This is a genomic window from Arthrobacter sp. GW460-12-1-14-TSB2, from assembly GCF_059423525.1.
Genome location: NZ_JBWKYC010000022.1, coordinates 1 through 12307, shown reverse-complemented (window position 1 = coordinate 12307; position 12307 = coordinate 1). Strand labels below are relative to the sequence as shown.

Genomic DNA, 12307 nt, shown 5'->3' with positions numbered 1-12307 from the left:
CGCGCTGCTGGCGGCCGCCGTCGTCGTCCTGTTCGCCGTCAGCGTGCTGCTGGGCAGTTACACCGTGACCATCCCCGACTTCTTCAAGATCCTGCTCGCCCACCTCACCGGCGGCCAGAAGATCCCCGGCGCAAGCTTCATCGTGATGGAAAACAAGCTTCCCCGCGCGGTGATCGGCACCATGATCGGGGCCGCGTTCGGCCTGGCCGGCGCCCTTTTCCAGACCATGCTCCGCAATCCGCTGGCCAGCCCGGACGTTATCGGCATCAGCTACGGGGCCAGCGCCGCCGCGGTCACTGCAATCGTGGTTTTCGGCGCGTCCGGGGCCGCGGTGTCCGGCGCCGCCCTCGCCGGTGCGCTGGGTGTCGCCGCGCTCATCTACGCTATCTCCCGCGGCGGCTCGCTGGGGTCCGGGTCTTTGGGATCCGGCGGCGGCAACCGCGGCAATGCGGCGGGCAGCCGGCTGATCCTGGCGGGCGTTGGCATCGCGGCCGCCCTTCACGCCATGGTGAGCTTCCTGATGACGCGGGCGGACATCCGCACCGCCGCCGACGCCCTGGTGTGGCTGAACGGCTCCCTCAATTCCGCCAGTTGGGACCGCGCCGGAGTCCTGGCCCTTGCCCTGCTGGTCCTCGTCCCGGCCGCAGCCGCTCTTTCCGGACCTCTCCGCATCCTGGAACTCGGCGACGACGCCGCCGCCGGACTCGGCATCAGGGTCGGCTTCACCCGGCTGGCCGTGGTGGTTGTCGCCGTGGCCCTCGCCGCGGTGGCGACGGCGGCAGCCGGCCCCGTTGCGTTCGTCGCCTTCCTGGCCGGTCCCATCGCCCGACGCTTCACTGCCAAAGCCAGCCTCCCGGCGTCGGCCTACGTCGGGGCACTGATCGTGCTGGCCGCGGACTACTTCGCCGCGAATATCGCACCTCTCCTGCTGGCCGGCACCGTGCTGCCGGTAGGCGTGGTCACCGGCGCCTTGGGCGCCCCGTTCCTGCTGTGGCTGCTGGTCACTTCCAATCGAAAGGATGCCTGAGATGGCTGTTCTGCGCGCCACGGACCTCACCCTCAACTACGCCCAGCGCACGGTGGTTGACGGGCTGCACGCTGAAATTCCCGAAGGCAAAGTGACCATGATCGTCGGCGCCAACGCCTGCGGCAAGTCCACCCTGCTTCGCGGACTCTCCCGGCTGCTGAAGCCCGCAGCCGGAACCGTGACCCTGGACGGCAAGGACATCCACAGCCGCTCCGCCCGCGACGTCGCCCGGACCCTGGGCCTCCTGCCCCAGCATCCCACCGCACCGGACGGCATCACGGTCCGCGACCTGGTGGGACGCGGACGGTACCCGCACCAGGGCTTCTTCCGCAGTTGGAGCGCAGGCGACTTGTCGCAGCACGATCTCGCGGTGCAGCGCGCGCTGGAGGCCACCGAAACGCTGGAACTCGCCGGGCGCAACGTGGACGAACTGTCCGGCGGCCAGCGCCAGCGCGTCTGGATCGCGATGGCGCTCGCACAGGAAACCGACGTGCTGCTCCTGGACGAGCCCACCACCTACCTGGACCTCGCACACCAGGTGGAAGTGCTGGACCTGGTCACGGACCTGAACCGCACGCGCGGCACCACCGTGGCCATCGTCCTCCACGACCTGAACCTCGCGGCGCGGTATGCGGACCACGTGATTGCCATGAAGGGCGGCCGGATCGTGGCCGAGGGTGCATCCACCCATGTGGTCACTGAGGACCTGGTCCGGGACGTCTTCGGCCTGGAATCGCGGGTGCTTCCCGATCCCGTTTCCGGCACTCCACTGATCATTCCGCTCGGCCGGCACCACACCACTGCAACTGAACTGGAGCTCGTTTCATGAAAACCCGCGAAATTGCCACCACCGAACCCATGACCCTGGCGTTCGACGTGACGGTCACCGCCGTCCAGGAACTGAGCCCCAACTTCCGCCGCATCACTTTTGGCGGGTACTCCCTGCGCGACTTCGGTGTCCACGGCGGCACCCTGGATCTGCGCGTGAAGCTGATGATCCCGTCGCTTGCCGAGGACGGCGCCCAACTGCCGTTGCCTGTTTTCCAGATGGAGCAGACCGGCTGGTACCGGGAATGGCTGGCCATGGATCCGGCGACGCGCGGCTCCATGCGCACTTACACCGTCAGGCAGGAACGGCTCGACGCCGTCTACCCCGAGATCGACGTGGATTTCGTGATGCACTTCGACGCCGCAGGCAACGGCGGCCCCGCAGCCAACTGGGCACTGGGCGCCAAACCCGGGGACGCGCTCACCATCATCGGCCCCAACAACCGTGCCGCGCACTGCGTCACGGCGGAGATCTACTCCGGCATCGAATGGCGTCCGGGACTGGCCCAGCGCGTGCTCCTCGCGGGCGACGAAACCGCTGTTCCCGCCATCAGCGCCATCCTCGAAAGCCTTCCGGCATATATGAGCGGGCACGCTTTCCTTGAGGTCCCCGAGGCCGGCGACTTCCTGGACCTGAAGTCGGACGCCGACGTCGAAATCACCTGGCTGGCACGCGGCGCCTCGATCGGACGCTCACGCCGGCACGGCGAACTCCTGCAGGAAGCCGTCCGCGCCGCCGTTCCCGAACCGGGCTGGGTGGGCATCAAGGCCGCGTCCGGCGGCGCCGGTCCGGAACCGGAAGACGTGGACGTGGACCAGGACATCCTCTGGGAAACGCCCGCAAGGATGGAAACCGCGGCCATCGCTGCCACGAAGAACCCCGGAATGCCCGCGGGTGCCATGCCGTTCTACGCCTGGATTGCCGGCGAGGCGGGAGTCATCAAGGACATGCGACGGTACCTGGTCCGCGACGTCGGGATCGACCGCAAGCAGGTGGCCTTCATGGGCTACTGGCGGCAGGGGAAAGCCGAGCTGTAGGGCTCCGAGTCCCGCGCCGACTGCAACGCTCTCTCACCTTTCGCTGCTATTTTCCAATCCCTCTCGCACTTCCTGCGGGTATTTTCTGATCCCTCTCGCAGATCCTGTCGTCGGCCGTTAACCCTGCCGTTTCTTTGTGTGGTTAGGGTGCGGGGATGGGTTCATTTCCTTTGCTTCCGGACAGGAACGGGCGACGGCGGTTTGTTGCCTTGGGGGATTCGTTCACCGAGGGCGTGGGGGATCGGAGCAAGCGGCTGCCCAACGGGGTGCGCGGCTGGGCCGACCGGGTTGCTGAGAAGCTGGCCAAGGCCGAACCCGGGTGGGAGTACGCGAACCTCGCTATCCGCAGCAAGAGGCTTCGGCACATCATCGATGAGCAACTGGAGCCGGCGCTCGCCATGCAGCCGACCCTGGTGACCCTGTACGCCGGCGGCAATGACATCCTGGATTTCGGTACCGATGTGGATGCGCTCATGGCCGAGTACGAATCGCTCGTGGCCCGGCTGGCAGCCACGGGTGCCACCGTAGTGCTATTCACCGGTTTCGACGTCAAGGTGTCCGCTGTCCTGGAGCCACTCAAGAAGCGCAACATCGCCTACAACCGCCGCGTCCGGGAAATCGCGGCCAGGTACAACGCGGTGCTGGTGGATTACTGGTGCTTCGATGCGTTCCATGACCGGCGGATGTGGGACTCGGACCGGCTGCACATGGCCAAAGCGGGGCACAAATACCTGGCCGGCCAGGTCCTGGACCATTTGGGCGTGCCGCACAAGATCAGCCCGCTGGAGTGGGAACCGCCGTCGAAACTGAGCCTGCGGGAGTGGGAACAGGCGCAGCGGCGCTGGGTGCATGACTGGGTGTTGCCACTTTTTGGCCGCAAGCTGCGCGGCGTCACCCTCGGGGACAGGCTAAGCCCGCGCTGGCCGGAACCGGTCAAAGTTCCGCGGAAGGGTGGCCTCAAGAAACTCCTTGAGAAGGCGCCGGCAGCTGCGCCCGAGGGGAACTAGCTGTCCAGGAGGTTTTCGTAGCCCGGGGCAACCCTGCCGGCGTGGAATTCCTCGACGTCGAACTCCGCGACACCGTTCGTGTAAAAAGGGTCCTTGACCAGCGACGCATCCAGGCTGGCCCGGTCCGCGTTGGACAGCAGCAGCGCGCCGGTGCGGGGGATCTTCCGGCCGGCCACAATAAAGATCCCCTGGTCGAAGGCATCCTGCAGCCACGCGACGTGCGCCTTGAGATGGAAATCGACGATCTCTTCGGGAACCTTGTAGGTCAGGGAGACTACGTACATGCGGCCAGCCTACCGGTTACCCGCCGGCCCGGCGAGGAGCTCCCGGCCACGCCGGCCGGGCACCTACGGAAGCAGTTTCAGTGCGCTGTTCCAGTTGTACTCAGGGTGGGCATTGCCGGCCTGCAGCCCCATGATCAGCAGCTGAAAGGCTTCCAGCTCCCGCGCGCGGCGCAATGGCCCCACATCGACGGCGCGCAAACCGGAATCATTGACGAAGCTGGCCACGGCAGCCTTCGCATCGGCGGAATCGCCGGCCAGCAGGACGTCCAGCGTCTGTCCGGCCACTTCCCCGGCAGCCAGTGTGGAGGCGAAGACCGTGTTGAAGCCCTTGACCACGGTTGCGCCGGGAACCAGAGCCTGGATCTCCTCGGCTGCGGAGCTCCCGGCAGGCACCGTCAGGGAGTCGAACGTTGCCGTGTCCACAGGGTTGCAGACATCCACGATCGTCTTGCCGTTGAGCGCTTCGCCGTAGTGGCCGGCGATGTCCTTGGACACCTCGAAGTGGGTTGCAAGGACAACAATGCTGCCCTCAATTTCCTGGCCGGTTGTTCCGGCGGAGGCATTCGTCTCGGACGCGAGGGCGGATGCGGCGACTGCATCCCGGCTAAGGATCTGGATGCTGCGGCCGGCACTGGCGGCGCGGGCGGCGATCGCTGCCGCCATGTTGCCGGTACCGATGATCGTGATGTCAGTCATGCTGCTTCCTTGGATCGGAACGGCTGCTCGGACAGCGGGGCTTGAACTGTCAATGATTTTTTCTCCTAGGATGTATCCATGACCGAACCCCGCTGGCTCAACGCTGACGAACGCCGCGCCTGGCTGGCCCAGCTGAGCATCAACACCTTGCTTCCGGCAGCGCTGGACACCAAAATGCACGCCGCGGGCAAGCTTTCGCTTTTCGACTACAACGTACTCGCCATGCTCTCCGAAGCGGAAGGCCGCTTCCTTCCCATGAGCGAACTCGCCGCCCGGACCAGCGCCTCGCTGTCGCGGTTGTCGCATGTGGTCACCAAGCTGCAGAACCGCGGGTGGGTGGAACGCCGTCCGCATCCGCGCGACGCGCGTGTCACCACCGCCCATCTGACCGACGACGGCATGGCGACGATCGTTGAGCTGGCGCCCGGCCATGTGGAAGCCGTCCGCTCGCTGTTCCTTGACGCACTCTCCGAGCGGGACGTTGCCGACCTGGCCCGCATTGGCGAGAAGATCGTGGGTCGGCTGGACGCGGATCACTGGATCCTGCGCGAGTCCTGAACCGCGAGTCCTGAACCGCGAGTCCTGAACCGCGAGTCCTGACGAGCGACGCGACCCAACGCGGGCGACGGCCGTAGTGTTGGGTCCATGGAATCGCCCATCCAGAGCTACCTGCAGCAGATCCACGCCGAGATCGCCCAGCTCAAGGATGGCAAGCCTTACAGCACCATCCCGGCAATGGCCAACGTGGATCCGGACCGCTTCGGCATTGCGCTGGCCACCGTCGACGGCCAGGTCTATGAGGTGGGGGACACCCGCGCGGAATTCACCATCCAGTCCATCTCGAAACCGTTCACCTACGGGCTGGCCCTTGAAGACCTTGGCAACGACGCCGTGGATGCAAAGGTGGATGTCGAACCCTCCGGCGACTCCTACAACGAGATCTCGTTGGCAGAGGGGACGGGCCGCCCGGCGAACGCCATGATCAACGCGGGAGCACTCACCGCTACATCACTGATCAATGGATCCGGCGGCCAGTCCAGCTTCAAACGGATTCTCAGCACGTATTCAGCATTCGCGGGCCGTCAGCTTTCCGTGGACCAGAAGGTCTTCGAGTCTGAGCTGAAACACGGGCACCGTAATACGGCGCTGGCCCACCTGCTGCGCTCCTTCAACATCATCGAGGACGACCCCACGCCTGTCCTGGAGGACTATTTCCGCCAGTGCTCGGTCCTGGTGAACAGCTTCGACCTCGCCATTATGGCCGCCACCCTCGCGAACGGCGGAAAGAATCCGCTCACCCACAGGCAGGTACTGGAGATCGGCCCGGTGGAACGGGTGTTGTCGGTGATGATGACTTCCGGCATGTACGACGACGCCGGCGCCTGGATCAGCAGCGTGGGCATGCCCGGCAAGAGTGGTGTTGCCGGCGGAATTATCGCCGTCCTGCCGGGCCAGGTGGGGCTGGCGGTCTACTCTCCGCCGCTCGATGAACACGGCGGCAGCGTCCGGGGGTTGGCCACCGCCCAGAGGCTTTCCCGGGACATGGAACTGCACTTCGTCAGGGCTGCGCGCGCGGGGCGTTCGGCCATCCTTGCCGCATACGACGTCACCGAAACGCCATCGGGCATCCGGCGCAATGCTGAAGCGTCCGACGTCCTCCGTGCCCACGGACACCGGGCGCGCGTCATTGAACTCAATGGTGACCTTCTCTTCGCCGGGACCGAATCAATGGTGCGCGAGCTCAGCAGCCTGGACGGCGACGTCGAGCTGGTGGTTCTGGACCTTCGCCGGACCGATCAGGTCAGCGACGTCGCCCTGCGCATGCTCGACGTGGCGCGGGCGGGGCTGGCCGGCGCGGGCCGCGAACTGGTGCTGATCGAAGCGGACGGTGCCGTAGCGGAGTCTCTTGGCGAACGGAACGGGCACCCGGACGAGGCCGTACCTTCGTTTTCCTCCCGCAGCGCCGCCGTCGAATTTTGCGAAAACCGGCTGTTGGCAAAGTACGGGAACAGCCTGCTGCTCAGGGACCACGTTCCGGTCACGGATTCGCCCGCGCTGGCGCCGCTCGACGAGGCGGACGCGCTGGCCCTGCAAGGCCTCATGACGGCGAAGAAATACGACGACGGCGACGTCATCCGCCGCATCGGGCTGCGGTTTGGCGGGGTCTACTTCATTACCTCCGGCAAGGTCAGCAGTACGTCTTCCGGAGCCAACTCTGACCCGGTCAAGCTCAACACCCTCAGCGCCGGGATGACATTCGGCGAGCTGGCACTGGGCAGCGGCAACCGGCAGGAAACGACGGTCAGGGCGGACGGTCTCGTGGAGGTGATGGTGCTCAGTGCCGAGGCGATCTCCGAACTTGAGTCCAGCGATCCGAGGCTTGCCATCGCCCTGTGGAAAGCCCTGACCCGGGATGCCTACACGCGGGTGGAACAATACCTGCGTGAATCAGCCGTCCGGATCCGGGGATAGCCGCCGCTTTGTTGCTCGCGGCAACGGGTGGCAGACTATCGATATGGATTTTTCCGCCCGATATGTAGCCTTGGGAGATTCGTTCACGGAAGGCGTCGGCGATGACGATCCGGCCCGCCCGAACGGAGTGCGGGGCTGGGCGGACCGCGTGGCTGAGCAGCTCGGTGCCGCGGACCCGTCCTTCGGCTACGCCAACCTCGCCATCCGGGGCCGGAAGCTTCGGCAGATCATGGCAGAGCAGGTGGATGCCGCCGTCGAACTAAAGCCCACGCTGGTGACCATTTATGCGGGGGCCAATGACATCCTCCGTCCCAGGATCGACATCGACGACCTTTTGGCCGAGTACGACGCCGGCATCCGCAAGTTGAGTGCGACAGGTGCCACCGTTGTGATGTTCACAGGCTTCGACGCCCGCGGCTCCAAGGTTTTCGGCACAATGCGCGGCCGCACCGCCATTTATAACGAGCTGGTGCGCGGTATTGCCGGAGACCACGGCGCCCTGCTGGTGGACTACTGGCGCTTCAGCGAATATTACGACTGGGGCATGTGGGCCACGGACCGGATGCATATGTCCGCCGCCGGCCACGCGAACATGGCGAAGAGGGTGCTGACGGTCCTCGAACACGATCACTCCATCGATGTCCCGCCCATGACGCCCGTGCCTGAGCTGAGCCGGGCCGACGCCATCAGGGCGAATGCGCGCTGGGTGCGGGAGTTTGCCGGACCCTGGGTGGTCCGCCGGGTCACGGGCAAGTCCTCGGGCGACGGCCTCCAGCCGCGATACAGCCAGCTCACGCGCCTCTGACCTTCGCCGCGAGCCGTTCGCCGCGAGCCGTTCGCTGGAACTTATCGCCTGAAGCCGGGCGTCGCGAGCAGTCCGCCGCCTGCCCGCACGGCCAATACCTCGATATTCCACCCGTCCGTGGCGCGGTCCAGCATCGGCATCCCGCCGGCCACGATCGCCGTCGCCAGCACGTCGGCCGTCACGATGTCCGCCGCCGCAACCGAAACCTGGCGGAATGCCGGGGCTGCACGGACTCCGCTGGCTGCGCCCGTCCCTGCGCCGGCAGCCCAGATATGGTCTCCCCGTTCCGCGGAACCGGACGTGGCCAGTGCCAGCTTTGCCCCCGCTTTGCCTCCCAGCGGGTAGCCGGCAATCAGGGTCCGGCGGTCCTCCGGATCCACGATCCCGGCCCGCCACGGCTCATTGGAGCCGGAACCCGGGCTCCCGGCTCCGGGCGATCCGCTGACCAGCACATCGCCGCCGGCGTTCAGGCACCAGTCGGGAAGGCCCAGGGCGAGCAGGGATGTGCCCGCCTCCTGGATCGCATATCCCTTGACGATCCCGGACAGGTCGAGCACGCCGTCGGGCCGTTCAGGCGTGAACGCACCTTCGGTCAGCAGCCGCCAGCCGACGGCGTCCGCATAGAGCCGGCGCATGACTTCGGCGGCGTCCGGGAGTTTGATCTCGGCGCGCTCCAGCCTGCTGGCCTCGGAATCGGCGCGGTACAGGCTGAACGTTTCGTCCAGCCCGGCAAAAAGCCATTCGACGACGGCGGTGGCCGCTACCAGCTCGTCCGCGCCTGAAGCCGCGGGCAGGGTCAAGCTGACCACCGTTCCCATGCAGCTGAAGGTCCTGGCCCGCAACGACGGCGCCTCCAGCGGCTGGGCTTCGGCTCCGGCTTGCGGATCAGAGATTCGCTGCATCGATGGCCGCCTGGAGGGAGTTCAGATAAGCGACGCTGGTCACGGTGGCGCCTCCGATGGTCTGGACGTCGGCCGACTGGGCGGCGAGGACTTCGGACCTGAGGAGGGGCGCTGCCCGGTTGCTGATCTGGACGGATTTGCGGTCGTCGTCGGTCAGCTGCAGGGCCTCCACATCGGTGATGGCGCCGGCCTTTACCGTGATCTGGACCTGGACTGCACCGAAGCGCGTCTGCACCACACTGCCGGCGTAGGTTCCCCCGGCCTTCGCGGCGGCTCCGGTGGTGGGCTCTGCAGCCGCACCCGAATCCGTTCCGGCGGCTCCGGCGGTGCCGGTGCCGGAGGATCCCGTGCCGCTGGCGCCCGTATCCGTAGACCCCGAGCTGGAGCTGGAGGAACCGGTGGAACCGGTGGCGCCGGTGGTTCCGTTGATGCCTGCCGAGGTGCTGGCCGCGGCGCTCCGCGTGTCCTCCACGTGGATGCCTGATTGCCATCCCGCAAGCAGGATGCCCGCGGAGGCAAGTGCTGCCGATACTGCTGCGCGTATTCTCACCAGTCAAACCTTTCGTAGTGGAGTTGGTCTTCCCTGACGCCGGCGGCGCGGGCATCGGCAATCACGTTCCGTGCCCACGCGGCCGGCCCGCAGACGTAGACATCCGCGTCTGCGATTTCGGGGGCGTAGTCCGCCAGCCGATGACCGGCGATGGTGGCGCTGTCCGGGAGCCAGCTTCCTGTGTGCCGGGCCGAACGGGCGCCGGTCAGGTGGAACACTGTGGCGCCACGGTTCCGGGCCAGGTCCAGGATCTCGTCGCCGAGGTACAGTTCCTGCTCGCTGCGGCCCCGAAGGATCACGGTGGCCTGCCCCGGGGCGAAGGGCGTCGATTCAAGGAGGGCCCGCAGCGGCGTAATGCCGATGCCCGCTCCGATCATCACCACACGGTCCCGGCTCCTTGCCGCGGTGCTGAAGATGCCGTAGGGCCCCTCCACCGCCACTTTCGTCCCGGGCTTCAGGCCTGCAAGCTGAGCCGATCCCCTGCCGAGGTTCCGGACCGTGATCCTCAACAAGCCGCGCCCGGAGGCGTCGAACTGCAAGGGCTCGGCCGAGAGGCTGAACGGATGCGGGTGCCACCACAAGCCCGGTGCCAGGAAACGCCAGATGAAGAACCTTCCGCCGGTTCCGGCCAACTCGTTGAGCCGTAGCCCGTGCATTTCAATGCTGACCACGCCGGGTGCCACCTGCACCACGCGGCTGACGGTGAGCTGATGGCGGAACGTCGCAATGACCGGTTCGAGGACGCGGTAATGCAGGAGGGCCGCGCCGGTGGCGATGCAAACCGCCAGCCAGTACCAGCGCTGCCACGTACCTTCGGCGAACAGCCCGCCTACGCTGAACTGATGGGGCAGCGAGGTTGCGACGGCGGCATAAGTCAGCAGGTGCACCGCGTACCAGAACTCGTAGGGAAAACGCCGGCGGACTGCAACCAGGGACGTCACCACCACTGCGATAAAGAGCGCCATGGAGATGAAGGCCAGCCACATATCCGGCACCAGCACCCACAAGGACACCGCTTCGCTGACGGGGTCCAGCCCTTCGGTCATTCCGTAGCCGATGGCAATCAGGATTCCGTGCGCCAGCAGGAGGTAGAGCGATGGTTTGCCGAGCTTCCGGTGGAACTCCAGGGCACGGTCGTGGCCGACGGTCTGGTCGATGAGCGGAATCCTTGCTGCGAGCAGCAGCATGAGTAGGACCAGGTCCATGCCGGCCAGTCCGGCCACGATACCCAAGGAGGTGAAAGCGCCGGCGAGTGTCGAGAATCCCGAGGTACCGCCGTCGGCCAGCCACAACGCCACGGCGGCGGCGATGGAGGCCCAGGCAGCCGTTGCCAGCAGGTCCGTGCGGAGCAGGCGACGGCGGTGCCTGGCCCTGAAAGAGCCCGGCCCCTTACGGTCCCGGGAACCGGCGGGCAAAGCCGGCAGGAGGTGTGTGTTCATGCTTCAACGGTGCGGCCGGTACCTTTCATTCTGCTGTGAAAAGACTGCGGCGCCGATGTGACTTGGGAACGGTGAGGCAGCCGGGCTTATACACCCGCGAAGGGCACCGGCGGCTACCCGATTCGCCTTTAATTAGTCAAGCTCGTAGACTTGGTAGGCGCTAGGTGGCGCGGAGCGTGTGCAATTGCTCCGGTTGGCGGGATCTGTCCTCAATATCGACAGTCCTCAAGGCCGGTAGTTAGGGGCTCAAGTTGCGTGCACTCCTGTATTCGCCCAGTATCCCGGTACTTCGCAGAGGATTCTTCTGCCCGGTACTCGTGGCCCATCATGTTCCCCGCAGTGCGGAAAACAGCCGCTTATGCCGGCTGCCGACCTGCGGAACGCGTGATGCTAGCTGGATGCGAACGCCGCCTGTCGCACGGTACGCGGAACTCTGCGGACCGTTTCATTTATTTTCATGAGGAGAGTCGTCATGGCAGCACACTGCCAGGTGACCGGAGCCGAGCCGGGCTTTGGACACAGCATTTCGCACTCGCACCGTCGCAACAAGCGCCGGTTCGACCCGAACATCCAGAAGAAGCGCTACTGGGTTCCGTCCCTGCGCCGTAATGTCACCCTGCAGGTCTCTGCACGTGGCATCAAGACCATCGACGTACGTGGCATCGACGTTGTCGTAGCCGCCATCCTGGCACGAGGAGTGAAGCTCTAGTGGCAAAGGACAAGGACGTACGTCCGATCATCAAGCTCAAGTCGACCGCTGGCACGGGTTACACCTACGTCACGCGCAAGAACCGTCGTAACGACCCGGACCGCATGGTTCTGAAGAAGTACGACCCCCGCATCCGTAAGCACGTCGAATTCCGAGAGGAGCGCTAAGCACTATGGCTAAGAAGTCAATGATCGCTAAGAACGAACAGCGTAAAGTCATCGTCGAGCGCTATGCTGCAAAGCGCCTCGAACTGAAGAAGGCTCTGGTTGACCCTGCGTCAACCGACGAAGCACGCGAAGCTGCACGCCTCGGCCTGCAGAAGCTGCCCCGCAACGCCTCACCGGTACGTCTGCGTAACCGCGACATCATCGATGGCCGTCCCCGCGGTACCTTCCAGAAGTTCGGTATCTCCCGTGTTCGCTTCCGCGACATGGCTCACCGCGGTGAGCTCCCGGGCATCACCAAGTCTTCCTGGTAATTCAGTACAGCTGTTAGCGCAGCACTGCTGATTCCAGTGGTCTAAGAAGGGCCGGCAACCTAACGGTTGCCG

At 65.8% G+C, this 12307-nt stretch carries 15 protein-coding genes; 10 read left to right on the top strand and 5 right to left on the bottom strand.

What is annotated here, in order from left to right:
- The 4 genes from AC07YR_RS20015 to AC07YR_RS20000 all read left to right on the top strand — a co-directional run.
- On the top strand, nt 1-1027 hold a 1027-nt coding region (locus AC07YR_RS20015), incomplete at its 5' end, for a FecCD family ABC transporter permease (protein WP_494735015.1).
- A 1-nt stretch (nt 1028) separates the two neighbouring features.
- The gene (locus tag AC07YR_RS20010; RefSeq protein WP_494735014.1) at nt 1029-1856 is read left to right on the top strand and encodes an ABC transporter ATP-binding protein; all 828 of its coding nucleotides are present in this window, start codon (nt 1029-1031) and stop codon (nt 1854-1856) included.
- Nucleotides 1853-2893, top strand: coding sequence for a siderophore-interacting protein (locus tag AC07YR_RS20005; protein ID WP_494735013.1), 1041 nt, complete (start codon nt 1853-1855; stop codon nt 2891-2893). The genes AC07YR_RS20010 and AC07YR_RS20005 overlap by 4 nt, the downstream gene beginning before the upstream one ends.
- A 155-nt stretch (nt 2894-3048) precedes the next feature.
- On the top strand, nt 3049-3900 hold the full coding sequence (locus AC07YR_RS20000) for an SGNH/GDSL hydrolase family protein (protein ID WP_494735012.1): 852 nt from the start codon (nt 3049-3051) through the stop codon (nt 3898-3900).
- On the opposite strand, the gene AC07YR_RS19995 is transcribed toward AC07YR_RS20000, so the two are convergent.
- Both AC07YR_RS19995 and AC07YR_RS19990 read right to left on the bottom strand, forming a co-directional pair.
- Entirely contained in the window at nt 3897-4184 is a 288-nt protein-coding gene (locus AC07YR_RS19995) for a YciI family protein (RefSeq protein ID WP_436059061.1), read from the bottom strand. The genes AC07YR_RS20000 and AC07YR_RS19995 overlap by 4 nt on opposite strands.
- 63 nt (nt 4185-4247) lie before the next feature.
- On the bottom strand, nt 4248-4880 hold the full coding sequence (locus AC07YR_RS19990) for an NADPH-dependent F420 reductase (RefSeq protein WP_494735011.1): 633 nt from the start codon (nt 4878-4880) through the stop codon (nt 4248-4250).
- A gap of 78 nt (nt 4881-4958) precedes the next feature.
- On the opposite strand from AC07YR_RS19990, the gene AC07YR_RS19985 reads away from it, so the two are divergent.
- From AC07YR_RS19985 to AC07YR_RS19975, 3 genes are all read left to right on the top strand, one after another.
- Nucleotides 4959-5438 (top strand): MarR family winged helix-turn-helix transcriptional regulator, encoded by a 480-nt coding sequence (locus AC07YR_RS19985; protein WP_028272376.1) that lies wholly within the window; start codon nt 4959-4961, stop codon nt 5436-5438.
- A gap of 87 nt (nt 5439-5525) precedes the next feature.
- Complete coding sequence (gene glsA / locus AC07YR_RS19980) at nt 5526-7352, top strand: glutaminase A (RefSeq protein WP_494735010.1); 1827 nt, start codon at nt 5526-5528, stop codon at nt 7350-7352.
- Between the two features lie 43 nt (nt 7353-7395).
- Entirely contained in the window at nt 7396-8157 is a 762-nt protein-coding gene (locus AC07YR_RS19975) for an SGNH/GDSL hydrolase family protein (protein WP_436059058.1), read from the top strand.
- Between the two features lie 41 nt (nt 8158-8198).
- Here AC07YR_RS19975 and AC07YR_RS19970 read toward each other — a convergent pair whose 3' ends face one another.
- The 3 genes from AC07YR_RS19970 to AC07YR_RS19960 all read right to left on the bottom strand — a co-directional run bounded on the left by AC07YR_RS19970 (nt 8199) and on the right by AC07YR_RS19960 (nt 11048).
- Entirely contained in the window at nt 8199-8975 is a 777-nt protein-coding gene (locus AC07YR_RS19970; protein ID WP_494735044.1) for an FAD:protein FMN transferase, read from the bottom strand.
- Nucleotides 8976-9042: 67 nt separating this feature from the next.
- Nucleotides 9043-9609: an FMN-binding protein gene (locus tag AC07YR_RS19965; protein ID WP_494735009.1), complete on the bottom strand. Its 567-nt coding sequence runs from the start codon at nt 9607-9609 to the stop codon at nt 9043-9045.
- Nucleotides 9606-11048 carry a ferredoxin reductase family protein gene (locus tag AC07YR_RS19960; RefSeq protein ID WP_494735008.1) on the bottom strand — a complete coding sequence of 481 codons (1443 nt, stop codon included), beginning with the start codon at nt 11046-11048 and terminating at the stop codon, nt 9606-9608. The genes AC07YR_RS19965 and AC07YR_RS19960 overlap by 4 nt, the downstream gene beginning before the upstream one ends.
- Before the next feature lie 472 nt (nt 11049-11520).
- On the opposite strand from AC07YR_RS19960, the gene rpmB reads away from it, so the two are divergent.
- From rpmB to rpsN, 3 genes are read left to right on the top strand one after another with little or no spacing between them, the layout of a single operon-like run.
- A complete protein-coding gene (gene rpmB / locus AC07YR_RS19955; RefSeq protein WP_011693744.1) occupies nt 11521-11757 on the top strand; it encodes a 50S ribosomal protein L28 in 237 nt (78 codons plus the stop codon).
- Complete coding sequence (gene rpmG / locus AC07YR_RS19950; protein ID WP_011693743.1) at nt 11757-11924, top strand: 50S ribosomal protein L33; 168 nt, start codon at nt 11757-11759, stop codon at nt 11922-11924. Before rpmB ends, rpmG begins: the two co-directional genes overlap by 1 nt.
- 5 nt (nt 11925-11929) lie before the next feature.
- Nucleotides 11930-12235, top strand: coding sequence for a 30S ribosomal protein S14 (rpsN, locus tag AC07YR_RS19945; RefSeq protein WP_011693742.1), 306 nt, complete (start codon nt 11930-11932; stop codon nt 12233-12235).
- Nucleotides 12236-12307 lie beyond the last annotated feature (72 nt).